This window comes from Bradyrhizobium sp. JYMT SZCCT0428 (genome assembly GCF_018131075.1).
Lineage (GTDB): Bacteria > Pseudomonadota > Alphaproteobacteria > Rhizobiales > Xanthobacteraceae > Bradyrhizobium.
The window spans coordinates 32110-58260 of the sequence record NZ_JAFCLS010000024.1; the positions used below are offsets into that span (position 1 = coordinate 32110).

The following is a 26151-nucleotide window of genomic DNA, read 5'->3' on the forward strand; positions in this document are numbered from 1 at the left end:
CAGCCTGACCCGGGATGTGCGCTAGTGCTGTTCGAGCCGAGAAGCTCATGTCCCACGCATCCGCCGAGGCGCCAACTGCGCCGGTTTCCTCGTTCGCTTCCGATCTCGATCGTCTTGCCGCCGAAGTGATGGCCGACTGCAAGGTGCCGGGTGTCGCCCTTGCCGTGGTGCAGGACGGCAAGGTGGCGCTGACGCGGGCCTATGGTCAGCGCGATGTCGAGGCGGAGCTGCCGGTGACACCGGCGACGCAGTTCGTAATCTGCTCGATCACCAAATCATTCACCGCGACGGCGATGGCGCTGTTGCACCATGAGGGGCGGCTCGACTGGACCAAGCCGGTGCGCGACTACATGCCCGAGTTTCGCCTGAGCGATCCGGTCGCGACCGAGCGGGTCACGGTGCGCGACCTGCTGAGCCATCAGTCGGGGCTGCCGCGCCATGACTGGGTGCATATGGCAGGCGACCGGGCGCCCGCCGAAATGCTAGGCCTGATGCGGCATCTCGAATTGAGCCGCGATATCCGCACCACCTGGCAATACAACAACCTCTGCTACAACGTTGCGGGTCTCTTGATCGAGCGCCTCAGCGGGCAGAGCTTTGACGCGTTCATCCGGACCCGACTGACCGACCGGCTCGGCATGACCGTCAGCTTCAACCTCGACGACCTTGAAGCCGCAGGTGAAGCGGCGCGGCCGTACATGATGCACGAGGATACACGGCTGCCGGCGATGCGCCTGCCGATCCGCACCATTGCGGCCGGCGCGATCAACACCTCGGTCGCCGATCTGGCGAACTGGATGCGGCTGCATCTGGGCAAAGGGGAGTTCGACGGCGAGCGACTGCTGCCGGAGGCGTTGATCAATGAACTGCATGCGTCGCGTGCCTTCATCTCGGCGCCCAACCTCGCCGAATTCGGTCAGGCGCTTTATGGCCTTGGCTTCCAGACCAACTACTATCGCGGCGACCGGATGGTGTTTCACGGCGGCGGCTGGGTCGGCTGGGGATCGCTGATGACACTGATGCCGGATCTGGGCATCGGAATTGCCGTCCTGACCAACCGCAGCCCGAGCGAAGTGCCGTCGACGCTGACCTGGTACATCCTCGACCGGCTGCGCGGACGCGAGCCGGTCGAGTGGCGCGCGCGCTTCCTCAAGCAGCGCGACAAATTCATCGCCCACATGCAGGTCGACAAGGACGCGCGGGAAAAGGCGCGTCACAAGGATACGCGACCGGCGCACGAATTGCCGGCGTATGCCGGCGAGTACGCGCATCCGGCCTATGGGGTGATGTCGGTGAAGCCTGAGGACGGTGCGCTGCATTGGGCATGGCGCGGGATGTCCGCGCCCCTGACGCACCGTCATTACGAGACGTTCGAATTGCCCGAGGAGCCGCACCGCCTGCAGCCGGACCGGCTTGCCATCACCTTCCTGACCGACCGCGACGGCAACATCGTCAGCCTGTCGGCGCCGCTGGAGGCAATGGTGAAGGATATCGTCTTTGCACGGCTTGCGGCCGGCGACTGCACCGATCCGGCGTTCCGCGCCCGATGCGTCGGTCACTTCAAGAGCGGTTCGATAACGCATCGCGTCACGCTGGATAGCGAAAACCGGCTCGTGCTGAAGCCCGACTACCAGCCGGCCTACCGCCTCGCGCCCGAGCAGGGCAGAAGGTTTCGCATCGTCGAACTGGAAGGCTTCGTCGTCGAATTTCGCGGCGAGGCAGCTATTGACGAGGTGGTCTTTCACCAGCCGAACGGCGTCTTCGTTGCGCAGCGGGTGGGGGAGTAGACGTCACTCTCCTCATCGTCATCGCCTGCGACAAGCGCGAAGCGTTTGCGCAAGGGAGCGGAGGCGACGAAGCAATCCATCCGCTATGCTGCGATATGGATTGCTTCGCTTCGCTCGCAATGACGTGGAGAGACGGCGTCCTCATTTCCCCGTCAGATAGACCTCGCCGAGCAGCGACGAGTTCGACCACGGCACCTGTTTGGCCTTGGTCGCGGCGACCACTTCGGCGCGGACCCGGGTCAGCATCTGCTGCACCTCGAGCCCGGGCGTGCCGATGTGGCGCGACAGGGCTGCCGAGAACGGGCTGTTGACGCCTTCGCCGTCGAGCGCCACCTGTCCGGGCGCGGTCGCGTAAGCAATCAGCGTTCCCGCGCCCAGCGTCGAGCCGGCGCCAAGGCTGGCCGGTGCGGCGAGGCCCGGTCCGGGCTGGATGCCGCGGTTGGCGCCCGCGGAAGCGACCTGTGTCGTCGCCACGGGGGGAGTCATGGGATTGTTGCGGCAGGCATCCATGATCAGGATGTTGGTGCGCACCTGATCGTCGAGACCGGCCATGATCGTATCCATTTCCACCATCGCATCCGTCATGCGGCCGCCGGCTTGCAGCGCCACGTCGATCGGCACGAGATAATTGCGGCCCTCGACCTGTACGCCGTGACCGGCGTAATAAACCACCGCCACCTGCGCCCGTGCCGCATCGCGCAGGAAGTCGCGGATCGTCGATTGCATCGCCACACGATCGAGATCGATGCCTTCGTTCACGACGAAGCCGATGTCGCGCAGGCTCCTGGCGATCGAGCGGGCGTCGTTGACCGGGTTGGGTAGCGGCGTGACGTGCGCATAGGCGCCGTTGCCGATCACGAGCGCGACGCGCCGCGTGATGCTCTGGACCGGGGCGGCAGGTGGGGCAGGGGTCGCCGCACCGACCGGCCCCGTCGTCGTTGTCGATGTCGTGTTTGATGTCGCATCTCTCGGCGCCGGCGCCGTTGCGTCCGACAACAGCGAGAGCCGAACCTTCGCGGTGGCCTGATTGGATTTGCTGCCGGCGTCCGACGCCTTGCCTTCGAGGGTGGCGGCGTAGTCCTGCTTCGCGCTGGTGAAATCGCCCTTTGCTTCATAGGCGAGGCCGCGCTGGCTGTAGGCCGAAATCAACACGCTGCCGGGCGGCGTCATGATGTTGACCGGCGCCTTCGCCTTGGCGAGGCGGATCGCCTCGGTGCCGTCAGCGATGGCGCGTTCGAAGTCGCCCTTGGCACGCCAAAGCACAGCGCGGTGGATCAGCGGCTGCGGCAGCGCCGCGTCGAGCCGGATCGCTTCGTTGATGTCGGCCATCGCGCCGTCGAGATCGCCGAGCGCCTGTTTCGAGATGCCGCGGTTCTGGTAGGAGAACGGAGACTTCCGTCCGGCGTTGATCGATGCGTCATAGTCGGCGATCGCCTTGGCGTACTCGCCCTTGCCGCGCCACGCGTTGCCGCGGTTGTGAAACAGGATGCCGCTCGGTGGTCCCAGCCGCAGCGCGTCGTTGAAGTCCGATATCGCGATGTCGTATTCGCCCTTGTCGTAATAGGCCGAGCCGCGCAGATTGTAGATTGCGATATCAGGCTTGAGCCTGAGCGCCTCGCTGGTGTCGGCGATGACCTTGACGTAGTCGCCCTTCTTGTTCCAGCCGACCGCGCGCCAGAAATAGATGCCCGCGAGTTTCTCGCCGGAAAACACCTTGAGCGCGATGATCTTGTTGCAGGCATCGATCATCTGATCGGCCGGCGTGGTGTCGGTGGTGCAGAGCGGCCCGAGTTGTTTGCGGGACTGGGCGAGGGAGGGCGCCGACCACAGGGCGGCTGCAAGCAAGGTCAGCGTCAGGATCGCGCGGCGCATCAATTGGTCCTTACATCAAGGGGTTGCGTCCTTGTCTTGGTGGCGAAATGCGGGATGGCGGTTCATGCCGGCCGGACCGGGAAACAGGCCTTTCCCCAGTGGGCAGATGATGGTAGGACATCCTGGTCATCTGCCGTTGCCCACCGCTCCGTCCCAATCCGCCACCCGATGAAAAACGACAAGATTCTCAGCCAGATATCGGAGTTCTGCCGCCAGGCCGATATGGCGGAGACGACGTTTGGCCGCCGGGCCGTCAATGACGGCAAGCTGGTGCACCGCCTGCGCGAGGGCAAGCGCATCACCATCGACACGCTGGACCGGATCCAGGCCTATATCGCCGCTTCCACACCGGGCGGGCTGCCGCCGCCGCGCGGGATCGAAGTGCCGCCCGAGAAGCGCGACCCCAGGGGCAATTTCCGCTTCTTCGAGAACCGGCAGAAATATCTGTTGTTCGTCCATACCTGCAGCGAAAAGCGGGTGACCGCCGACCGGGTGGCGCTCGAGCTGTCGAGCCTGCATCCGCGGCCGCCGGCGCTGCGGGTGTTCGATGCCGGCGTCGGCGACGGCACCGTGCTGGCGCGGGTGATGCGCTCGATGCACGGCCGCTTCCCCCATATGCCGTTCTATATCGCCGGCAAGGAGCTCAGCCTGGAGGACGTCCGCCTGACGCTCGACAAGGTCCCGGACCGGCTGTTCGAGCATCCCGCGACCGTCTTTGTGCTCACCAACATGTACTACGCCGAGGCGCCCTGGCTGACCCCGGCCTCGCCCGCGGCTGCCGCGGGCATGATCTGGCATGAGGTCGCACTCCAGGGCGCATCCTCAGGTGAATTCGAGACCCAGATCGCCGCACTGGGCCCATTTCTGGAGCAGAACTGGCGAGCCAATATTAGTCCCAAATCGGGCATGCCGATCTATGAACGGCCGGTGGCGCTGGTAGTTTACCGGGAGGACCACCGGTTCCTGCTTGATTCGATCATCCCCCGGGCGGGCCGAACCGAGGCCAATTTCGACCTCGTCATTGCATCCCAGCCATACCGGGCCAAATCCTCTGTGAATTTCCGCGCCAAGCGGATTATCGCGCCGCTGGCGCGGGCGCTGCGGGCCGGCGGCCGGTTGATCGGAATTCACTCCCACGGGCAGGATCCAGGGCTGGAAATCATCCAGGCGGTGTGGCCCGGAGAAAATCCTTTCGCGGTGAGCCGTCATGAGCTACTGCGCACGGTGAAATACGAGCTGGGGTCGGCCGGGCGCGACCTCAATTTTAATGCCTACGCCGATAACCGTTCCATCTTCCGTTATGATATGGAAGCGCTGCCCAACGAGGTCACCGGCTCGATCGGAACCTCGACGGCCTTTGCAGCGTGGAACGCGGCGGTGTATGTGGCCCAGATCGAAGACGAACGGTTGACGGAAATGACCGAAAACGGCCGAACCCTCGATGCCACCCGAGAGGTTCTGCGCAAACATAATGGGCTTTGGTTTTACGACGAATCCTACGTCATCTCGCGCCGTCGCGACTGACATTCCGGGATAAATGACAAAGAGAGCCCGCCGACATCAGGCGGAAACAAGGGGTTGTTGATGCGCGCGTCTTATCTTTTCACCAGCGAGTCGGTTTCCGAAGGCCATCCGGACAAGGTTTCGGATCAAATCTCCGACGCCATTCTCGATGCCTTCCTCGAGAAGGACGTCAAGCTCGGTATTGCCGACGACAGTGCGGTCAATACCCGTCTCGGCTGCGAGACACTCTGCACGACCAACAAGATCGTGATTGCGGGCGAGGGCCGTGGCCAGTTGTTCCGCGACATTCACGGCGTCTCGGTGGTCGATCGCGAACTGATCTCCGAGATCGCCCGCAGCGTGGTCAAGGACATCGGCTACGACCAGAACGGCTTCTCCTATCATGGCGCCGATATTGAGGTGCTGCTGCATGGCCAGTCGCCCGACATCGCGATGGGCGTCGACGCCAAGAAAAAGAAGAGCGGCGAAGAAGAAGGCGCCGGCGACCAGGGCATGATGTTCGGCTATGCCTGCAACGAGAGCGAAATCTACGAAAAGGGCAGCTTCATGCCCGCGCCGATCTTCTTCGCGCACCGCATCCTGAAGGTGCTGTCGGAGAAGCGCCGCAGCGGTCAGCTGTTCGACCTGCAGCCCGACGCCAAGAGCCAGGTCACGGTGAAATATGTCGAAGGTAAAGCGGTCGGCTGCACCAAGGTCGTGGTCTCGACCCAGCACAACGAGAAGAGCCGCAACGGCAAGAAGTATTCGCCCGGCCTGATCAAGGACATGATCGCGCATGAAGTCGAGTCGGCGCTGCCGAAGGGTTGGATGCCTGAAAAGAATTCCGACTTCCTGGTCAATCCGACCGGCAACTTCGTGGTCGGCGGTCCCGACGGCGATTGCGGCCTGACCGGCCGCAAGATCATCGTCGACACCTATGGCGGCTACGCGCCGCATGGCGGCGGCGCCTTCTCCGGCAAGGATCCGACCAAGGTCGATCGTTCCGCTGCCTATGCCGCGCGCTACCTCGCCAAGAACGTTGTCGCAGCCGGCTTTGCCGATCGCTGCACCATCCAGGTCGCCTATGCAATCGGCGTCGCCGATCCGATGTCGCTGCTGGTGGATACCCACGGCACCGGCAAGGTCGATGAAAAGAAGCTCGAAAAGGTGCTGCCGCAACTGTTCCGGCTGACCCCGACCAACATCCGCCGCACGCTGAAGCTGAACCGGCCGATCTATCGCCGCACCGCGTCCTATGGCCATTTCGGCCGCGCGCCGGAAAAGGATGGCGGCTTCTCCTGGGAAAAAACCGATCTGGTGTCCGCACTGAAGGGTGCGTTCTGATTTTCTCCGTAATCATCCTGCTTATTCCGGAAAGCCTTTCGCGCTTTTCGGAATAAGCTTTTTCAAGGGATCAACACATGACCGCCGCCGCCAAGAAGCCTGCCTTTACCGACTACATCGTCAAGGACATCTCGCTCGCCGACTTCGGCCGCAAGGAACTCTCGCTGGCCGAGACCGAAATGCCCGGCCTGATGGCGACGCGCGAGGAATACGGCCCGAAGCAGCCACTGAAGGGCGCGCGCATCGCGGGCTCCCTGCACATGACGATCCAGACCGGCGTGCTGATCGAGACGCTGGCCGCACTCGGCGCCGACATCCGCTGGGTCTCCTGCAACATCTATTCGACGCAAGATCACGCGGCGGCGGCGATCGCAGCCGCCGGCATTCCGGTGTTTGCCGTCAAGGGCGAGAGCCTCACCGAATACTGGGATTACACCGCCAAGCTGTTCGACTGGCACGGTGGCGGTCACCCGAACATGATCCTTGACGACGGCGGCGACGCCACCATGTACGTCCATCTTGGTCTGCGCGCCGAGAACGGCGACACCAAGTTCCTGGACAAGCCGGGTTCGGAAGAAGAGGAAGTCTTCTTCACGCTGCTGAAGAAGCAGCTCAAGGAAAAGCCGAAGGGCTATTTCGCCGAGATTGCCAAGAGCATCAAGGGCGTTTCCGAAGAGACCACCACGGGCGTGCATCGCCTCTATGACATGCAGAAGGCCGGTACGCTGTTGTGGCCGGCGATCAACGTCAACGACAGCGTGACCAAATCGAAGTTCGACAACCTCTATGGCTGCCGTGAATCGCTGGTCGACGGCATCCGCCGCGGCACCGACGTGATGATGTCGGGCAAGATTGCGATGGTCGCGGGCTTCGGCGACGTCGGCAAGGGATCGGCCGCGTCATTGCGCCAGGCCGGCTGCCGCGTCATGGTGTCGGAAGTCGATCCGATCTGCGCGCTGCAGGCGGCGATGGAAGGCTACGAGGTCGTGACCATGGAAGACGCGGCACCCCGCGCCGACATCTTCGTCACCGCCACCGGCAACAAGGACATCATCACCATCGAGCACATGCGTGCGATGAAGGATCGCGCCATCGTCTGCAACATCGGCCACTTCGACAACGAGATCCAGATCGTGGGTCTGAAGAACCTGAAGTGGGACAACATCAAGCCGCAGGTCGACGAGATCACCTTCCCCGACAACCACCGTATCATCCTGCTGTCGGAAGGCCGCCTGGTGAACCTCGGTAACGCCATGGGCCATCCGAGCTTCGTGATGTCGGCCTCGTTCACCAACCAGACGCTGGCGCAGATCGAACTGTTCGCCAACAACAAGGACGGCAAGTACAAGAAGGAAGTCTACGTGCTGCCGAAGTCGCTCGACGAGAAGGTGGCCCGGCTGCATCTCGCCAAGATCGGCGTCAAGCTGACCGAACTGCGCCCCGACCAGGCCGAGTATATCGGCGTCAAGCCGGAAGGCCCGTTCAAGGCGGATCACTACCGGTATTGATCCATCCGCATGCGCGACAAAAAAGCCCCGGAGCGATCCGGGGCTTTTTTCATGGCAGAACCCTGATACGATCTGAGGTAGAAAACACAAAAAAGCCCGCCACTATGAAGCGGGCGGCCCGCTTTCCAGACTTCATTTTCAGAACACCGACAACATTGCGGAGGGAAGGTCATGTCGAGTGAAGCAGTCAACGTTCAGATCCTGAAGGAAGCCTATCGCCAGTGGCACGACAGCAAGGGCGGCAGCGTCGATCACTGGTTCGACAGCGTCGTCGCGCCGAACATCAACTTCCAATCGGTCCCACGCGGCGCGGCTCCGCTGGAATTTGCGACGCGGTACGACAATCGCGAGCAGCTTCGTACCTATTTCAACACCTTGGTTGGAGAGTGGACCATGCAGCACTACACCATCGAGGAGTACATCGCGCAGGGTGATGCGGTGGTCGCTCGCGGCTCGACGGCGTGGATCAACAAGAAGACCGGCAAACTTGCGGAGACGCCGAAGATGGACTTCTGGCGCTTCAAGGACGGCAAGGCGGTTGAATTCTACGAATATTTCGACTCCGCGGCCGTCGCCGCCGCGGCCACCTGAAGCCGGTTGCAATTTCGCATGACCCTGCCCATACCATTGGGCAGGGAGAGCGCGATGACGGATACATCAGAGCATTTCGACGTCCTCATCGTTGGCGCCGGGTTGTCCGGCATCGGCGCGGGCTATCACCTGCAGGAGAAGTGCCCGGGCAAGAGCTACGCCATTCTCGAAGGCCGCGACTGCATCGGTGGCACCTGGGACCTGTTTCGCTATCCCGGCATCCGCTCCGACTCCGACATGTTCACGATGGGCTATGCGTTCAAGCCGTGGACCGAGGCCAAGGCGATCGCCGACGGGCCTGATATTCTCAACTATGTGCGGCAGACTGCCGTCGAGAACGGAATCGACAAAAAAATCCGCTTCAACCAACGCGTCAAGCGCGCGTCGTGGTCGTCGCAGGACGCGCGCTGGAGCGTGGAGGCCGAACGCAAGGTGGGCGAGGGCGGACCTGAGACCGCGCGCTTCACCTGCAATTTCCTGTTCATGTGCTCGGGCTATTACAAATACGAGGAAGGCTACACGCCGGAGTTTGCCGGCTCCGCCGATTTCGCCGGCCGCATCGTGCATCCGCAGAAATGGCCCGAAGACATCGACCACACGGGAAAGCGCGTCGTCGTGATCGGCTCGGGGGCGACGGCGGTGACGCTGGTACCGGAGATGGCCAAGACCGCCGCTCACGTCACCATGCTGCAGCGCTCGCCGACCTATGTGGTGGCGCGGCCGGCCGAGGATGCGCTCGCCAACAAATTGAGGCGCAATCTGCCGGCCAAGCTCGCCTATCATCTGGTCCGCTGGCGCAACGTATTGCTCGGCATGTATTTCTTCCAGCTCAGCCGGCGCAAACCCGAGCGCGTCAAGCAACTGATTTTGGGCGGTGTCAAAATGGCGCTTGGGCCGGATTACGACATCGCGAAGCACTTTTCGCCGCGTTACAATCCGTGGGACCAGCGGCTGTGCCTTGTGCCCGATGGCGACCTGTTCACGGCGATCAGGGATCAACGGGCGTCGGTCGTCACCAATCAGATCGATACCTTCACGCCGAGAGGTATCAGGCTGAAGGACGGCAGCGAACTGGAGGCGGACATTATCGTCACCGCCACCGGGCTCGTGATGCAACTGCTTGGTGGAATGGAAGTCAGCGTCGATGGCAAGCAGGTCGATTTCGCCAAAACGTTGACTTACAAGGGCATGATGTATGCGGATGTGCCCAACCTAGCGTCGGCGTTTGGCTACACCAACGCATCCTGGACGCTGAAATGCGATCTGACGTGCGGATATGTCTGTCGCCTGATCAATTACATGGACCGGCAGGGCTACAGATCTTGTACGCCGCATAATCTCGATCCCACCGTAGCCGAAGTGCCCTGGCTGGATTTCTCTTCCGGCTACGTGCAGCGCGCCATCGCGCAGATGCCCAAGCAGGGCTCGAAGCGGCCGTGGCGGCTCTACCAGAACTACGCCCTCGACATCGTCACGCTGCGCTACGGCAGGATCGACGACGGGGTGATGCAGTATTCGTGACGGCCTCGCCGCGGGCTGTCCGTGGCACCAGCCGGAAAGCCTCCTGCGTAATTTCGCGTATACGCGGGCCCGCGCGAATCGTTCAGCCTGCCCCAACGGTTAACACCGGATTAACCGGTGCCGCCTACGCTGTCCGGCCTGAGGCTAACTGACAGCACGAGGAAGCCCATGGATGCCCAGCGAATTGCCGTCGATGCCGTGGTTGCATTGACCGATTGCGACCGCGACGCGGTCGTTGCCTTTATCCGCAGGCTCTATCTGGCCGGCGTCACGGACCCCAAGCGCCTGACCTTCAAGGGCCTGCAGGCGATGGGGCGGAACTGATCGCTCCTACACCGCAGTAATGAAAAAGCCCCGGATCAGATCCGGGGCGACGGTCTACTCCGGATTGCCGATCGCAACCTTCAGCGTGCCGACGCCGTCGACGCCGCATTCGATCTTGTCGCCCGGCTTGAGCTGGGAGACGCCGGCCGGCGTACCCGTCATGACGATGTCGCCGGCGGCGAGCGCGACCTGCTGCGAGAGCTGCCAGATGATTTCCGGCACGTTCCAGATCAGCTCGGTCAAATCGCCCTTTTGCGTTTCGGTGCCGTTGACCGTGAGCCAGATCTTGCCCTTGGCGGGATGGCCGATCTTGGAGGCCGGCTGCAGCGCCGAGCAGGGCGCGGAATAGTCGAAAGACTTGCCGACTTCCCACGGGCGCTCCTTCTTGCGCGAGGCGATCTGCAGGTCGCGGCGGGTCAGGTCGATGCCGACGGCATAGCCGTAGACATGGTCGAGCGCCTTCTCGGTGGGAATATTCAGCCCGCCGCTCTTCATCGCGACGATCAGCTCGACCTCGTGATGCAGGTCCTTGGTCAGCGGCGGATAGGGAATGGTGGCGCCGTCAGGCACCAGCATGTCGGCGTGCTTGGCGAAGAAGAACGGCGGCGCGCGCTCGTCATTGCCCATCTCGCGGATGTGCTCGAGATAGTTGCGCCCGACGCACCAGATGCGGCGCACGGGATAGGACTTTGTCTCTCCGACGACGGGAAGCGACGGCTGCGGGGGGACGGGAATGACGTAGGATGCGGCGTTCATGAAATGGGTCTCTGGACGGGTTTTGGGGTGGAACGGCGGCGATAGCTTTACGCGGTTGCGCTGATCGGCGCCAGACTGGGGTGACCGGCGTCGCGCTGTTGCAGGCGGAAGAACGAGGCGTAGCGCCCGGCGCGCCGCAACAGGTCGTCATGCTGGCCGCGCTCGACGATCTCGCCGCCTTCGACCACCAGAATGGCGTCGGCGTGCATGATGGTGTGCAGGCGGTGGGCGATCACGATCGTGGTCCGGTTCCGGCACAGATGCTCGATGGCTTCCTGTACGGCTTTCTCGGATTCCGAATCCAGTGCGGCGGTGGCCTCGTCCAAGAGGATGATCGGCGCGTTCTTGATCAGCGCCCGGGCCACGGCGATGCGCTGGCGCTGGCCGCCGGACAGTTGCGTGCCGTGCTCGCCGACCGGGGTGTCGTAGCCGAGCGGAAAACCCATGATGAAGTCGTGGGCGCAGGCGGCCTTGGCGGCGGCCTCGATTTCGTCCCTGGTGGCGCCGATCTTGCCGAAGGCGATGTTGGCGCCGATGGTGTCGCGGAACAGATAGACGTCCTGGCCGACATAGCCGGTCTGCTGGCGCAGCGAATGGCGCGACACGCCCGAGATCGCCTGGCCATCGATCAGGATGGCGCCGTCGCCCACCTCGTAGAGCCGCAGCAGCAGCGCTAGCACGGTGGATTTGCCGCCGCCGGACGGGCCGACCAACGCGGTGGTCTTGCCGGGTTCGGCGATGAAGCTCATGCGGCGCAGCACCGGCTCGCTTGGCCGGTAAGCGAAGGTCACGTCGCGAAACTCGACCCGCGCGTCCGAGAGTTTCAGGGCCGGCTTGTCGTCGTCGGCGGGCTCGGTGGGTGGGCTGTCGACGATTTCCAGCAGCTTGCGCGCGCCGATCAGGTTGCTGTTCAACTCGATATTGAGCCGCGCCAGCCGCTTGGCCGGCTCATAGGCCAGCAGGAACGCGGTCAGGAACGAAAAGAACTGGCCGGGCGAGGCGCCCATCGCGACCACGCGATAGCCGCCATACATCAGTCCCGCGGCGATCGCGAAACCGCCCAGCGTTTCCATCAGGGGGCTCGAGCGGCTGGAGACGCGTGCCATCTTGTTGGCGTTGCGTTCGACGGCGGTGATGCTGGCGTCGATGCGCTCGCGCATCGCCTGCTCGAGCGTGAACGCTTTCACGGTGCGGATGCCCTGCAGCGATTCCTGCATGGTTTCCATGATGTCGGCGGTGCCGGAGAACTGGTTATGCGCGAGGCCCTTAATGCGCTTGACGAGCTTGCGCAGCACCAGCATCGCCGGCGGGGCGACGCCGAAACCCAGCAGCGCCATGTACGGGTCCGTCATCAGCATGACGACGACGAGCGCGATCAGCGACAGCAGATCGCGTCCAATGGCGTTGATCAGGAGATTGAGGACCTGCGTCACCGACGTGGCGCCGGCGGTCAGCCGCGCCAGAAATTCCGAGGAATGCCGCTCGGAAAAGAAGGCGATGTTTTCGCTCATCAGCTTGGCGAACAGCTGGCGCTGGTTGTTGGCGAGGATCGCGTTGCCGATCTGCGACAGGATCACGGTGTGGCCGTAGGTCGCCGCACCCTTGAGCGTGAAAATGACGATGGTGACCAGCGACAGGATCGCGATCCCGCGCACGTCCTTGTCGACATAGGCCTTGTTGATGACTTCGCCGAGCAGATAGGCGGAACCGGCGGTCGTCGCCGCCGCAACCCCCATCAGCGCGAACGCCAGCAGATAGCGCCGCCAATAGGCGAGGCCCTGTTCGGCCACCAGGCGGCGAATCAGGATCGCGGCGCCATAGGGGTCGTCGGTGATTTTTCTCGGCGTATCTTTGGGAAGCTCGGTCATCCGCGTTCCATCGACGGCGCAGGGCATGAATCTACCCGCGTGTCAGGGCTGCTACGGTGACTGCTTGCCCGCTAAATGGCGGTTTTTCAAGCCAAATAACAGCTTGATTTTACGCCGATTCCGCTTGCCGGCCGAGGCCGCCGCGCTCGTGGAACAGCCGCTCTTCCCAGGCCAGCGCGTGGGTGGCTATGGTCTCGAGATCATCATATTGCGGCGTCCAGTCCAGCGTTGAGCGGATGCGGCTGGTGTCGGCGACCATGGTCATGATGTCGCCGGGCCGGCGCGGCGCGTACTGGACCGCGAAATTGCGCATGGCGACGCGACGCACCGCCTCAAGGGTCTCCAGCACCGAATAGCCGCGGCCATAGCCGCAGTTCAGCGTCACCGAATTGCCGCCGCTGCGCAGATACGACAGCGCAGCGAGGTGCGCCTGCGCGAGGTCGCTGACATGGATGAAATCGCGGATGCAGCTGCCGTCCGGCGTCGGATAATCAGTCCCGAACACGTCGATCTTGGCGCGCTGCCCGGTGGCGGCTTCGACGGCGATCTTCAGCAGATGCGTCGCGCCGACGGTGGCGAGGCCGACGCGTCCCTTCGGATCGGCGCCGGCGACATTGAAGTAACGCAGCGCGACATATTTCAGATCGTGCGCCGCGGCGACGTCGTGCAGCATCAGTTCGGTCATCAACTTGGAAGAACCGTAGGGCGACAGCGGCCGGGTCGGCGCATGCTCGGGCACCGGCACTGTATCCGGGTTGCCATAGACGGCGGCGGTCGATGAAAAGATGAAGCGGTTGACGCTGCCTTTGACGGCTGCGTTCAGCAAACTGCGCGTCGTCATGGTGTTGTTGCGATAATAAGCCAGGGGATCGCGCATCGAATCCGGCACCACCACCGAGCCGGCGAAATGGATGATGCTCTCGACGCCGTGCTGGGAGAGCACGCCCTCGACGAGGTTTTCGTCGCCGGCATCGCCGATGAACAGCGGCACGCCCTCGGGCAGGAAGGCGGAGAATCCGGTGGAGAGATTGTCGATCACGACGACGCTTTCGCCGGCGTCCGCCAGCGCGTGAACCATATGACTTCCGATATAGCCGGCGCCACCGGTGACAAGCACGGTCATGGGCTTACCCTCTCTCCCAGTTGTTGCCGCCGATGCTAGCCGGGGCGCGGTGAAGAGTGGGTTTCGGCATGAGTGAACTGGCCACTATGCTTAATGTTGCGTATAGGAACCCATGTAAACGGAGCCGGACGTGCCGATCGAGAACAATTCAGCCGATGATCTGCAGCTGATCGTGCCGAATCTGCACAGGCGTTATTCCGGCGTCACCGCGACCAACCGGATGGTGGCGCCGAAACTCGCCCAAATGTTTCGCGCCGCATGGCTCGGTTCCCACGCCCCCGACGGCATTGCGCGGATGGGGTTCGGCGATTTGCTGAAGCTTTGGCGCCGCCGCACACCGCTGATCTGGCACGCGCGGCGCAACGACGAAATGATTGCCGGCGTGTTGTTGCGCGCGCTCGGCTGGCCGCTGAAGCTCGTGTTCACCTCGGCGGCGCAGCGGCATCATAAATCGCTGACGCGCTGGCTGATCCGCCGCATGGACGCGATCATCGCCACCAGCGCGCTCTCGGCTTCCTTCCTCAACCGTGAATCGACGGTCGTGATGCATGGCGTCGATACCATCAGTTATGCGCCGCCGGCCGATCGTGCGGCGGCGTTTGCGCAAAGCGGATTGCCGGGCCGTTATGCGATCGGCTGCTTCGGCCGGGTCCGCTCGCAAAAGGGCAGCGACGTTTTTGTCGAAGCGATGTGCCGGCTGCTGCCGCGCTATCCCGATTTCACCGCCGTGATCGTCGGCGCTGTCGTGCCCGAGCAGCAGAGTTTTGCCAACGCCCTGAAAAAGCAGATCGAGGCTGCTGGTTTGCAGTCACGAATTATCATCACCGGCGAGATCGAGATCGAGGAAGTGCAGCGCTGGTATCAGCGGCTGACGATCTACGCCTTCACCTCGCGCAATGAAGGCTTTGGATTGACGCTGATCGAGGCGATGTCGTCCGGTGCAGCTTTGGTGGCGTCGCGGGCGGGGGCGGCCGAATTCGTGGTCGAGGACGGCGTCACCGGCGTGCTGACGCCACCCGGTGACGTCGATGCGCTGGTGACGGCGCTGGAACCGCTGATGCGCGATCCCGCTTCCGCGGCAGCGATGGGGACGCGGGCGCGGGCGTGCGTGCTGCAGAAGTTCAGTCTCGAAGCTGAAGCCAATGCGATCGCCGAAGTTTATCGCAGTCTTTCTATCTCGTCTCCAAACGCGTGATGTCCAAATCATCAAGATGAGCTGTTTTCTCATCGAGAAGAGGATTTGAGTGCCAGTCGGCGCTATCGCCAGCCTCGCCGTGCTTGACGGTGTGAATGACCGAATTGCGATACATGTAACCGTTGTGCGAAACGTTTGGCTCGGTGGTGCATATCTCGTTCGGTCCGAGTATGCGTAGCTTTAAAGCGCCGTCGACCAGTTCAGCGAGAGCCATTTTGCCCCCGTTGGACGATATAGGTTTCGCGAACGCTGCGGTGATAATGGCTCTTTTGCCAGCCGCCGCTGTCGGTTGCCTCGGTCCGGATATAGGCAATGCCATCGTCGTGCTTGAGGCGAAATCGAAATTCGCCGTTTGGCATTAGATTATGTTCGATCGAGACGCCCTTCGATCGTGCTTCTTCCGGTCCAACGTCGCGTGGTTGATAGGCCATGTCAGGAGACGTATGTTTGCTGCAAGATATCTGACACAAACGCATCAAGGTCGCCGCCGGTGAACAGAAAGCCCGGCAGGCCAACGGCTTGCCCGGCCTCGATGTCGGTCGCGCGATCGCCGATGACAAAGCTGCCGGCGTGACGCACCGGCCAATGCTGCATCAGATCATGGATCATGCCGGGGCTTGGCTTACGCCAATGATGATTTTCGAGATAGCCGGCGACGGTGCCTTCCGGATGGTGCGGGCAGTACCTGATGTCGTCGATGACGGCGCCTTGCGCCGCGAGCTCGGCGCGCATCCAGTCATGCAGCGTGTTGAGTTCGGCTTCGGTGAAATAACCGCGCGCGATACCGGCCTGGTTGGTGAAGAAAAACACGAAGTAACCGGCATCGTTCAGCCGCCGGATCGCCTTCGCCGCATTCGGCATCCAGCGAATCCGTTCCCGCGTTCCGACATAGCCGTCGTCATGGTTGACGACGCCGTCGCGGTCGAGGAAGGCGGCGGGCTTTTGGATGGCGCGGGCGAGCTCGGCGCCGCTCATTTCGGAGAGGCCTCGCGCATCATGGCCTGCTCGATCTCGTCGCAGATGCCGTGGCCGATCGCGAGATGGATCTGCTGCACCACCGGTGTGTCGTCGGTCGGCGCCACCAGCAAATGATCGCAATCCGCGCCCATGGCCGCGCCCTTGCCCCCGGTGAAGCCGACCGTGACAAGCCCGCGCTCGCGCGCCTTGCGCAACGCCGCCAGAACGTTCGGCGAGCGGCCCGACGTGGTGAGCGCGAGCAGCACGTCGCCGCGCACGCCGAGGCCTTCGACCTGGCGGGCGAAAATCTGCTCATAGCCGTAATCATTGGCGATAGCCGTCAGCGCCGACGTGTCCGTCGTGAGCGCAATCGCCGCATAGCCGGGCCGGTCCTGCTTGTAGCGGCCGACGATTTCGGCGGCGATGTGCTGGGCGTCGCCGGCGCTGCCGCCATTGCCGATGATCAGAAGCTTGTTGCCGGCGCGCAGCGCCGCAATGATCGCGGCTGCAATGGCGTGCGCGACGGCCAGCAGTGCCGCGTCGGTGTTGGCGCGTTCGAGCGCGACGAGCGACTCTTTCAGATGGGCGGCGATCGGGTCTTTCGAATTCTGGTTCAAGATGCACCGTCAGGGTTGCAACGCGCGAATTCTACCTTGGCAAGTCTTGGTACTGATCGTGCGGTCCATGCGCAAGGTCATGGGGGGAGCTGCGCATGCGCGCGGGTTTCGCCGAGCACGCGCTGCACGATCTCGACTACGTCGGATGCCGGGATGTCCCGCATGCAGCGATGGTCGTTCATGGTGCAGATCGTGCGCTGGCAGGGCTGGCAGGTGAGTTGCGATTTGGTTTGCAGAACCGTCGCCGCCAGGCCGTTCAGGGGCGCCCAGAGATAGGGGCTGGTCGGCCCGAAAATGCCCATGGTCGGCGTGCCGATCGCGGCGGCGATGTGCATCAGGCCCGAATCATTTGAGATGGCGACGCTGGCCGCCGCCATTGCCAGGATTCCGTTGCGCAGGTCTGATCCGGTAAGGTCGCGGATTCGGGGTCCCCCGGCGGCCACGATCTCCTGCGCCAGCGCCTTTTCGCCGGGACCGCCGACCACCCAGACCTCAAAGCCGCGTTCTGCCAGCAGCCGGGCCGCTTCCGGGAAATAGGTCCAGCGCTTGGACGCACCGACGGAACCTGGCCCCAGCGCCACCGCAGGCCCCGTAGCCAGCCCATTGGCCTGCCGCCAACGGCTGGCATCTTCCGGCGGCACGGCCAGTTGCGGCACCGGCCATTCCGGCGGCAGTGGCGCGCCATCGGGCAGCGCCAGCGCGGCATTCTTGTCGATAAAGCGGGGCAGGGCCTTCTCGCCCCAACGCATCCGGTTGATCAGCCCGAACCGGGCTTCGCCGAAGAAGCCTACCCGTTCCGGGATACCGGCCAGCGTCGGCGCAATCGCCGCCTTCCAGGTCCGGGGCAGGACCAGGGCGGTCGCATAGCCCCTCGACCGCAATTCTCTGGCCAGACCCTGCTGCCTGGCCACCGCCAGCCGGCTACGCGGCAGGTCCCAGACAATCCCGGCGCGGACCCCCCGCATGTAATCGACCAGTGGGGCGCAAAGGGAGGTCACCAGCAAATCGACCGGCCGGTTCGGCCAGCGCTGCTTGAGGACGCGCACGACAGTATGGCCTCGGACGAAGTCACCGATCCACATATAGGGGATGATCAGGATGGGCCGCGTATCGGCCGCATCCTCCATCGCAATCCCATCTATTGAATCTTTATTCATATCTTAGGTGTCTGACGACTGGTCTTTTTCCGGCTCCGTCGGTAACCGCTCCGCACCGGCAGGTAAAGCCGCAGCCCGTGACTTCACCACGCCTCATAAGCCAAGTTGCCTGCCGCGCGCGTCTGGGGCAAAGCTGGCGCCGCACATCAAGGCAGGGGATGACATGTTACTGGTGACCGGTGGCGCCGGTTTTATCGGATCGAACGTCGTGGCCGCATTGAACGACGCGGGGCGCACTGACGTGGCCGTGTGCGACATCCTCGGCCATGACGGCAAATGGCATAATCTCGCCAAGCGCCAGCTCGCCGACTTTGTCCCGCCGGCGGAACTGATGGACTGGCTGAAGGGCCGGCGGTTAGAGGCCGTGATCCATCTCGGTGCCATTTCCGAAACGACCGCGACCGACGGCGATCTCGTCATCGAAACCAATTTCCGGCTGTCGATGCGGCTGCTCGACTGGTGCACCGCGAATGCGACGCCGCTGATCTATGCGTCCTCTGCGGCCACCTATGGCGATGGCGAGCGAGGCTTTCGCGATGACCAATCCGTGGAAAACCTGAAAAAACTTCGGCCGATGAATCTGTACGGCTGGAGCAAGCATCTGTTCGACATGGCGGTGGCCGAACGCGCCGCGCGCGGCGAGCGGTTGCCGCCGCAATGGGCCGGGCTAAAGTTCTTCAACGTGTTCGGGCCCAATGAATATCACAAAGGCACGATGATGAGCGTGCTGGCGCGGCGCTTCGACGACGTCAAGGCCGGTCGACCCGTGCAGCTGTTCAAGTCGCATCGCGAGGGGATTGCGGACGGCGATCAGCGCCGCGATTTCATCTATGTCGACGACGTCGTTCGCGTGATGATATGGCTCTTGGCGACGCCCGGTGTCAGCGGTCTGTTCAACGTCGGAACCGGCACCGCCCGCAGCTTTCGCGATCTGATGCTTGCGGCCTACGCCGCGCTCGGCGCCAAGCCGAACATTGAGTATATCGACATGCCCGAACAGATCCGCGGCAGCTATCAATATTTCACCCAGAGCGAAGTCGATCGCCTGCAGCACGCCGGCTATAACGGCGGCTTCACGGCGCTGGAAGACGCGGTCGACGCCTACGTGAAGGGTTTCCTCGACCGCACCGATCGCTTCCGCTGACGGGCCACAGGTAGACCATATGTTTGATTTTGATGCCCTGTCGCATGCGATGACCCGGCAGACCGTCCTCTGCGTCGGCGATCTCATGCTGGACGAGTTCATCTATGGCGAAGTCTCACGGATTTCGCCGGAGGCGCCAGCGCCTGTCATTGCAGTCCAGCGCAGCGAGACCAATGTCGGCGGTGCCGGCAACGCCACGCGCAATATCGCCTCGCTCGGCGCGCGCTGCACTTTCGTGGGTCTGGTCGGTGAAGACGAAGCGGGCGCGAAACTAAGGGCCGAGCTTTCGCGGGAAGACCGGATCGAGGCCGTGCTGGTTTCCGATCCCGGCCGGCCGACAACGCGAAAAGTGCGTTTCGTCTCCGAGCATTTTTCGACCCATATGCTGCGCGCAGACTGGGAGTTGGCGCAGCCGGCGGCGCCCGACATCGAGCAAAAGCTGATCGACGCCATCCTGCCGCAACTCGCCCGCGCCGACATCGTGCTGCTGTCCGACTACGCCAAGGGCGTGCTGACGCCGCGTGTGATCCGCAATGTCATCGACGCCGCCAAGAAACTCGGCAAGCGCGTGATCGTCGATCCCAAGAGCGCGAATCTGGCGATCTATCGGGGAGCTACGCTGCTGACGCCCAACCGCAAGGAATTCGCCGCTGCGACCCACACCCGCGCCGACACCGAACAGGGCATTGCGGATGCCGCCCAGGATGCGATGTATCTGGCCGATTGCGAAGCCATACTGGTGAAGCAAAGCGAACGTGGCATGACGTTGATCGAGCGCGGCGGCGGGGCTATCCATGTTCCGGCGCTTCCGGTCAAGGTGCGCGACGTCTCCGGCGCCGGCGATACGGTCGCCGCGGTACTGGCGCTGACGCTCGCCGCCAACGCCGATTGGGAGACGGCGCTGCGGATGGCGAATGCCGCGGCCGCCGTCGCGGTCGGCAAGAAGGGCACCGCCACTGTCACGCCGGCCGAACTGCGGCGGAAAATTCTGCCGCATGCGTCGCTGGCGGCCGAGGAAAAAATCGTGGCGGCCGGCGGCGACCTCGATGTTCACCTGGCGGAATGGCGCAAACAGGGCCTGCGCGTCGGTTTCACAAATGGCTGTTTCGACATCCTGCATCCCGGCCACGTTAAGGTGCTGACCGCGGCGCGCGGCGCCTGCGACCGCCTGATCGTCGGGTTGAACAGCGACGCCTCGGTCAAGCGGCTGAAGGGCGAGGGGCGCCCGGTGCAGGACGAGCGCGCGCGCGCCGAGGTGCTGGCGGCGCTGGAGGCGGTCGACCTCGTCGCGATCTTCGAAGAGGACACGCCGATCGACCTGATCACGCGCGTGAAGCCGAGCTTGCTGGTCAAGGGCGGAGACTATACCCGCGAGCAGGTCGTCGGCTATGAGGTCGTCGAGGCCTGCGGCGGCGAGGTGCTGCTGATCGATATCCTGCCCGGACACTCTACGACCTCGCTGGTCGACCGCGCCCGCGGAGGCGCAGCGTGAACGCCAGGACGGCCACTTCGCCGGGAGGGCAGGCGCTGCCGCTCTGGCGCGATCCCGCCTGGTGGACGAAAGCTGCCGATATTTTCGCGGTGCTGATCGCGTTCTCGCTGCCCTGGTCGACCTCGCTGGTCGGCATCTTTGCCGTGATCTGGCTGCTGGCGGTCGCGCCGACGCTCGATTTGAGGCTTTTCCTGCAATCGCTGAAGCGGCCGATCAGCGCGTTGCCGATCGCGCTGTTTCTGCTGGCGCTGGTCGGGACGCTTTGGTCCGACGCGCCATGGGACGCGCGCAGGTACGCCCTCAGTCCCGCAACGAAGCTCCTTGTACTGCCGCTGCTGTTCTATCATTTCGAACGCTCGGCGCGCGGCATGTGGGTGTTGGTCGCCTTTTTGGTCTCCTGCGCGCTGCTGATGGTGATGTCCTGGCTGGTCCTGATGTATCCCGGCCTGACGCTCAAACCGGAGGGGGCCGACCGCGGTATTTTCGTCAAGAACTACATCGACCAGAGCCAGGAATTTGCACTGTGCGCGATCGTACTCGCTTATCCCGTCATCACGCTGTTGCGGGACAAGAAGTTCTGGCAGGCGTTGCTGCTGATCTCGATTGCTGCAAGCCTGCTCGCCAACATGGCGTTCGTTATCGTGTCGCGCACCGCGCTCGTCACCATGCCGGTCATGCTTGCGGTATTCGCGCTGATGCACCTGAAATGGCGGACCAACGTCATCCTGTTCGTGACCACGACCGTGCTGGGCGGGCTGGCGTGGATCGCATCGCCCCAGTTGCAGGCGACGACGGACAGGTTTGCGCGAGATTACCGGTTGTACAAGGAACTCAACCAGCCGACGTCGCTCGGCTTGCGGCTGGTGTTCTGGGAGAAGTCGCTGCGGTTTTTTGCCGAGGCGCCGATCATTGGACATGGGACCGGATCGACGCGGAGGCTCTTTGAGGCCGCCGCCACCGGTCCCGCAGAACTTGCCCAGCGCGAGGTAATCGGAAATCCGCATAACCAGACGCTCAACGTCGCGGTCCAATGGGGTTCCGTCGGGGTCGTCCTCTTGTATGCGATGTGGCTGGTGCATCTGCTGTTGTTTCGTGGCGAAGGCCTGGTGGCCTGGATCGGCCTCATGGTCGTCCTACAGAACTTCTTCAGCTCATTGTTCAACTCGCATCTGTTCGATTTCCACGAGGGCTGGATGTATGTTCTGGGTGTCGGAGTGGCCGGTGGCATGGTGCTGCGAGCCAAACGAGGCGAAAAGACCGCCGAATAAGCGACGCGACCCAGATCATGATCGCTGGCCTGCACGCGGAAGATGAGCTATCAGCGAGCAAGGGGACACCCTTCCGGACCTGATGTCGTTTATAGCCTGCGAGTGATATGACGCGCCTTTCGCAATTGACCTATCGCAATTTCCTGATCGCGGCGCATGATGCGCTCGCAACCGCAGTCGCGTTGCTGGTGAGCTTTTATCTGCGTTTTGAAGGGGAGGCTTTCTTCGACCGCCTGCCGCTGTTGCTGCGCATCCTGCCTTTCTTCATCGTGCTCAGCGTTGTCGTCTGCTATGTTTTCAATCTGACGACGACGAAATGGCGCTTTATATCGTTGCCAGATGCATTGAACATCCTGCGCGCCGCAACGGTGCTGACGCTCGCCCTGCTAGTGCTCGACTACATCTTTGTCGCGCCAAACATCGTTGGCAACCCTGTGGCGCCGAACGTCCTGGGCGCATTTTTCATCGGCAAGATCACCATCATCCTCTACTTTTTTCTTGAGGTGTTCTTCCTGAGCGGTTTTCGTTTTGCCTATCGGTATTTTCGCTATACGCGCGCCCGCGCGCACGCCAAGGCAGAAGGTGCTTCGCTGGCGCTGTTGATCGGCCGTGCCGCGGATGCCGAGATCCTTTTGCGCGGAATTGAGAGCGGTGCCGTCAAGCGGATTTGGCCGGTTGGCGTATTGTCGCCGTCGCCGGCCGACCGGGGGCAGTTGATACGCAACATTCCGGTACTGGGCGCGATCGACGATATCGAGGACGTGGTTCGCGATTTTGCACAACGCAACAAGCCGATTTCGCGTATCGTGATGGCGCCGTCGGCGTTCGAACCCGATGCGCGGCCCGAGTCCGTGCTGATGCGCGCGCGCCGGCTGGGCCTGATCGTCAGCCGGCTTCCGGGGCTGGAGAGTGGAGAGACGCCGCGGTTGACGAACGTCGCCGTCGAAGACCTGCTGCTGCGGCCCAGCGAAAAAATCGATTACGCGCGTCTCGAAGCGCTGGTTCGGGGCAAAGCCGTGATCGTCACCGGCGGCGGCGGCTCGATCGGCTCGGAAATCTGCGAGCGCGTGGTGACGTTCGGCGCCGCGCGACTGTTGGTGATCGAGAATTCAGAACCGGCGCTGTATGCGGTCACGGAAGCGCTGGCCGCACGGGAAGCCGGCGTCGATATCGAGGGCCGGATCGCGGATATCCGCGACCGTGAACGCGTGCTGCGGCTGATGCGCGAGTTCAGCCCGGATATCGTGTTCCATGCCGCGGCGCTCAAGCACGTGCCGATCCTCGAGCGCGACTGGAGCGAGGGGGTCAAGACCAACATCTTCGGATCAGTGAATGTCGCCGACGCGGCATTGGCGGCGGGCGCCACGGCGATGGTAATGATCTCGACCGACAAAGCGATCGAGCCGGTCTCGATGCTGGGCCTGACCAAGCGTTTTGCCGAAATGTATTGCCAGGCGCTGGACCATGATCTGGCGATGCGCTTGGACGGCAAGCCGCCGATGCGGCTCATTTCGGTGCGGTTCGGCAATGTATTGGCCTCGAACGGATCGGTGGTTCCGAAATTCAAGGCGCAGATCGATGCAGGCGGTCCGGTCACGGTCACGCACCCCGACATGGTCAGGTTTTTCATGACGATCCGCGAGGCCTGCGATCTCGTGATCACGGCGGCCACGCACGCGGTGGCGCCGGCGCATCAGGACGTGTCGGTCTACGTGCTCAACATGGGGCAGCCGGTAAGGATCGTCGACCTTGCCGAACGCATGATCCGGCTGTCCGGCCTGGAGCCGGGCCATGACATCGAAATCGTCTTCACCGGAATGCGGCCCGGAGAGCGACTTAACGAAATCCTGTTTGCCCATCAAGAGGAGACCGTCGAGATTGGCGTTGCCGGCATCGTCGCCGCGCGTCCGCGCGAGTCCTCGCTCGAGACTATCAGCGCCTGGCTCGCCACGCTTCACCAGGCGGTCAATGGCGAGCAGCGCGGCCTGATCGAAGCGGTGCTGAACGAGGCGATTCCGGAATTCGGTGCGGGCGCGCGTGCAACTATCCAGCTCGCGGCTTCGAAAATCGAACAAGCACAACCATAACGCCGATCGCTCCGAGAACCAGCCCTATTGCATTCACAGCAATTGAGCCGATGACGATCGATGCCACGGCTAACCCTGCGAGATATAAATTTAGCAGGAATACTTCTGCGACGACTTGACCGACGCCAAACCCGTTGTCGGTAGCGCGCTGATAAAAATGCGAGCGATGCGCGTCCCAGAACCGCTCGCCTCTTGCCATCCGCCTGAACAGGGTAATCGTCGCGTCGGCGAGATAATACAACGGCAGCAGCAGCGCAGCCGCAACGTGCTGTTGCGCGGCTAGTTCGATCAGGCACCAGCCGATCATCAGACCGATTGGCAAGCTGCCGACGTCGCCGAGGAATAAGCGCGCGACCGGCCGGTTAAACGGAGCGAAGCCGAGCAAGGCGCCGGCAAGCGCCAGCGCGATCGGCAGAACGACCGGTGGTGCCGCGCCGAAAAATGCAAATCCCGCAAGTGATGCCGACAAAGGCAGCATTTCGGCAACCGTCATCCAGTCCAGGCCGTCCATGAAGTTCACTAGATTGATGAACCAGAGCAATCCCAAGATCAGCAGCGCCCGTTCCAGACCAAGCGGGATCGCCTGGACAATCCGTATCTCGGCGGGAAGCGCTGCAACTAGAACCGCGACGATGGCCAGTTGCAGTGCCAGGCGCGTAGTGACCGCGATCGGCCGGAGATCATCGATCATGCCGACCACAGCGAGGCAGAACGCCGCCGCCATGACGGTCGCGATTTCGTGTCCGAACGGGGATAGCCCAAGCGATCCGGCTAGAACAGCCGTGACCGCGGTGGCGGCCATCACGGCGATGCCGCCGCCTTGCGGGGTCGGTGTGACATGCGATGAGCGCGCATTCGGGCGGGCCAACGCGTAGCGCCGCAGCAGCGGATGCAACAGCACGATGAGGCCGCCACAAATAAGTGCGGCCACGACCGGAATGAGGAGAGTTTGATAGGAATCGAAGGGGGGCATGAAAGCTCAGCGGCGGTCTGGCGTTGGCGCCAACGGTTCGTATCAGATAGATTCTGGTTCGAAAATACCGGTCTGAAAATATCGTCGGTGAAGCCGGTGCTCAACTTTCGCACCAATTGGCGAGGGTGCGTTCCGGTGTTTGAAAGGTTACGGTCGAGCAGGTCGTTCATGAGATTGCGATATGCTTTTAATGCGATCGGCCCAGTATAGCGCGACGCGACCAGTGTCGCCCGATGGCCTTTCTCCCGCGTGGCGGCCTGCGCGCCGGCGGCGGCGCTGATCGCCTTCGCGATCGAATCGGCTTCTCGGGCGCGACCACCCAGCCGATTTCTTCCTCGCGAACGAGAAGGGCGGCCTCCCGTCCGGTTCGGAACAGATGATCACGGGCCGGCCGACGGCGAGAGGATTATAGATCCGGCTTGGCACGGACACGCCGGGCGCGTTGCGGCGGGATGGAATGATCCAGATGTCGGCCGCGGACAGGAAACTCTCGAGCTGGGCGTCGGGGACGCGCTCGAGCAAGGTGACGTTGGGCAGCGGTGTCACCGTGTGCATCTCCTTGATCTTGGCCCAGCCGACGCCTTCGCCGGAGAGCAGGAAATGAATCTCCGGATCGTCCTTCAGTATCCGCGCGGCCTCGAACACGGATTCGGGGTCAAGCGTAAAGCCCTCATTGCCCGACCTCGCGGCGATGAAGCGCCCGCCGCAGCGGACGCGAAAAGGATTGCCATCATCGAATTCGCGATATTCGACGGGTAGCGTTGCCCAGTTGTGATGAACGAGACTGATGCTGTCGGGGGTGATGTGCGGATATTCGAGCAGCTTTGCGGTCATGTCGCGGCCGATGACCGCGAGTCGAGCCTTGAGAACATCGCCTGGTTGGTCCAGCGCAGGAATTTCGTCAGAATCGAGGTCGGGTGAAGGAAACCGGCCATGACCAGTGTATCGGGATAGAGATCATAGATAATCAGGGCCAACGCGGCTTTACGGATTCGGGCGGCCAGCGCCACGGTGTAGGGGCTAGTGAACGGCGTCGTCACACACAGCAAGACGTGTTCCCTGCT

General features: G+C 62.9%; 24 protein-coding genes. 12 read left to right on the top strand and 12 right to left on the bottom strand.

Annotated features, from left to right (window positions below; all coding sequences use genetic code 11):
• Positions 1-47 precede the first annotated feature (47 nt).
• A complete protein-coding gene (locus JQ575_RS23875) occupies positions 48-1787 on the top strand; it encodes a serine hydrolase (RefSeq protein ID WP_212035602.1) in 1740 nt (579 codons plus the stop codon).
• Between the two features lie 141 nt (positions 1788-1928).
• Here JQ575_RS23875 and JQ575_RS23880 read toward each other — a convergent pair whose 3' ends face one another.
• Positions 1929-3659, bottom strand: coding sequence for a caspase family protein (locus tag JQ575_RS23880; protein ID WP_212035603.1), 1731 nt, complete (start codon positions 3657-3659; stop codon positions 1929-1931).
• Between the two features lie 168 nt (positions 3660-3827).
• Between JQ575_RS23880 and JQ575_RS23885 the strand changes: the two genes are divergently transcribed.
• From JQ575_RS23885 to JQ575_RS23910, 6 genes are all read left to right on the top strand, one after another.
• A complete protein-coding gene (locus JQ575_RS23885; RefSeq protein ID WP_212035604.1) occupies positions 3828-5183 on the top strand; it encodes a hypothetical protein in 1356 nt (451 codons plus the stop codon).
• Between the two features lie 60 nt (positions 5184-5243).
• Positions 5244-6506 (top strand): methionine adenosyltransferase, encoded by a 1263-nt coding sequence (metK, locus tag JQ575_RS23890; protein WP_212035605.1) that lies wholly within the window; start codon positions 5244-5246, stop codon positions 6504-6506.
• A gap of 77 nt (positions 6507-6583) precedes the next feature.
• A complete protein-coding gene (ahcY, locus tag JQ575_RS23895; protein WP_212035606.1) occupies positions 6584-8014 on the top strand; it encodes an adenosylhomocysteinase in 1431 nt (476 codons plus the stop codon).
• A gap of 171 nt (positions 8015-8185) precedes the next feature.
• Positions 8186-8605, top strand: coding sequence for a nuclear transport factor 2 family protein (locus JQ575_RS23900; protein WP_212035607.1), 420 nt, complete (start codon positions 8186-8188; stop codon positions 8603-8605).
• Positions 8606-8659: 54 nt separating this feature from the next.
• Positions 8660-10126, top strand: coding sequence for an NAD(P)/FAD-dependent oxidoreductase (locus tag JQ575_RS23905; RefSeq protein ID WP_212035608.1), 1467 nt, complete (start codon positions 8660-8662; stop codon positions 10124-10126).
• Positions 10127-10294: 168 nt separating this feature from the next.
• Positions 10295-10450, top strand: coding sequence for a hypothetical protein (locus JQ575_RS23910; RefSeq protein WP_212035609.1), 156 nt, complete (start codon positions 10295-10297; stop codon positions 10448-10450).
• Positions 10451-10504: 54 nt separating this feature from the next.
• Here JQ575_RS23910 and JQ575_RS23915 read toward each other — a convergent pair whose 3' ends face one another.
• From JQ575_RS23915 to galE, 3 genes are all read right to left on the bottom strand, one after another.
• Positions 10505-11206, bottom strand: coding sequence for a fumarylacetoacetate hydrolase family protein (locus JQ575_RS23915; protein ID WP_212035610.1), 702 nt, complete (start codon positions 11204-11206; stop codon positions 10505-10507).
• 47 nt (positions 11207-11253) lie between these two features.
• The gene (locus tag JQ575_RS23920) at positions 11254-13074 is read right to left on the bottom strand and encodes an ABC transporter ATP-binding protein (protein ID WP_212035611.1); all 1821 of its coding nucleotides are present in this window, start codon (positions 13072-13074) and stop codon (positions 11254-11256) included.
• 109 nt (positions 13075-13183) lie between these two features.
• Positions 13184-14197: a UDP-glucose 4-epimerase GalE gene (gene galE, locus JQ575_RS23925; RefSeq protein WP_212035612.1), complete on the bottom strand. Its 1014-nt coding sequence runs from the start codon at positions 14195-14197 to the stop codon at positions 13184-13186.
• Between the two features lie 130 nt (positions 14198-14327).
• Here galE and JQ575_RS23930 point away from each other — a divergent pair, with 130 nt between their 5' ends.
• The gene (locus JQ575_RS23930) at positions 14328-15392 is read left to right on the top strand and encodes a glycosyltransferase family 4 protein (protein WP_212035613.1); all 1065 of its coding nucleotides are present in this window, start codon (positions 14328-14330) and stop codon (positions 15390-15392) included.
• Here the strand turns inward: JQ575_RS23930 and JQ575_RS23935 are convergent.
• From JQ575_RS23935 to waaF, 5 genes are all read right to left on the bottom strand, one after another.
• Complete coding sequence (locus tag JQ575_RS23935; protein WP_212035614.1) at positions 15370-15606, bottom strand: hypothetical protein; 237 nt, start codon at positions 15604-15606, stop codon at positions 15370-15372. The two genes, JQ575_RS23930 and JQ575_RS23935, sit on opposite strands and share 23 nt — an antisense overlap.
• A complete protein-coding gene (locus tag JQ575_RS23940; protein ID WP_212035615.1) occupies positions 15593-15823 on the bottom strand; it encodes a hypothetical protein in 231 nt (76 codons plus the stop codon). Before JQ575_RS23940 ends, JQ575_RS23935 begins: the two co-directional genes overlap by 14 nt.
• A 1-nt stretch (position 15824) precedes the next feature.
• The gene (locus tag JQ575_RS23945) at positions 15825-16367 is read right to left on the bottom strand and encodes an HAD-IIIA family hydrolase (protein WP_212035616.1); all 543 of its coding nucleotides are present in this window, start codon (positions 16365-16367) and stop codon (positions 15825-15827) included.
• Positions 16364-16966 (bottom strand): D-sedoheptulose 7-phosphate isomerase, encoded by a 603-nt coding sequence (locus JQ575_RS23950; protein ID WP_212035617.1) that lies wholly within the window; start codon positions 16964-16966, stop codon positions 16364-16366. The genes JQ575_RS23945 and JQ575_RS23950 overlap by 4 nt, the downstream gene beginning before the upstream one ends.
• A gap of 77 nt (positions 16967-17043) precedes the next feature.
• On the bottom strand, positions 17044-18123 hold the full coding sequence (gene waaF / locus JQ575_RS23955) for a lipopolysaccharide heptosyltransferase II (protein ID WP_212035618.1): 1080 nt from the start codon (positions 18121-18123) through the stop codon (positions 17044-17046).
• Positions 18124-18286: 163 nt separating this feature from the next.
• Here waaF and rfaD point away from each other — a divergent pair, with 163 nt between their 5' ends.
• From rfaD to JQ575_RS23975, 4 genes are all read left to right on the top strand, one after another.
• Entirely contained in the window at positions 18287-19267 is a 981-nt protein-coding gene (gene rfaD, locus JQ575_RS23960; protein WP_212035619.1) for an ADP-glyceromanno-heptose 6-epimerase, read from the top strand.
• Between the two features lie 19 nt (positions 19268-19286).
• Positions 19287-20759, top strand: coding sequence for a D-glycero-beta-D-manno-heptose-7-phosphate kinase (gene rfaE1 / locus JQ575_RS23965; RefSeq protein ID WP_212035620.1), 1473 nt, complete (start codon positions 19287-19289; stop codon positions 20757-20759).
• Positions 20756-22027 (top strand): O-antigen ligase, encoded by a 1272-nt coding sequence (locus tag JQ575_RS23970; RefSeq protein WP_212035621.1) that lies wholly within the window; start codon positions 20756-20758, stop codon positions 22025-22027. The genes rfaE1 and JQ575_RS23970 overlap by 4 nt, the downstream gene beginning before the upstream one ends.
• A gap of 107 nt (positions 22028-22134) precedes the next feature.
• Positions 22135-24114, top strand: coding sequence for an SDR family NAD(P)-dependent oxidoreductase (locus JQ575_RS23975; protein WP_212035622.1), 1980 nt, complete (start codon positions 22135-22137; stop codon positions 24112-24114).
• On the opposite strand, the gene JQ575_RS23980 is transcribed toward JQ575_RS23975, so the two are convergent.
• From JQ575_RS23980 to JQ575_RS23990, 3 genes are all read right to left on the bottom strand, one after another.
• Positions 24071-24916, bottom strand: coding sequence for a glycosyl transferase (locus JQ575_RS23980; protein ID WP_312016008.1), 846 nt, complete (start codon positions 24914-24916; stop codon positions 24071-24073). The genes JQ575_RS23975 and JQ575_RS23980 overlap by 44 nt on opposite strands.
• A 318-nt stretch (positions 24917-25234) precedes the next feature.
• A complete protein-coding gene (locus JQ575_RS23985) occupies positions 25235-25921 on the bottom strand; it encodes a glycosyltransferase (protein ID WP_212035624.1) in 687 nt (228 codons plus the stop codon).
• A complete protein-coding gene (locus JQ575_RS23990) occupies positions 25918-26136 on the bottom strand; it encodes a hypothetical protein (RefSeq protein ID WP_212035625.1) in 219 nt (72 codons plus the stop codon). Before JQ575_RS23990 ends, JQ575_RS23985 begins: the two co-directional genes overlap by 4 nt.
• Between the last annotated feature and the right edge of the window lie 15 nt (positions 26137-26151).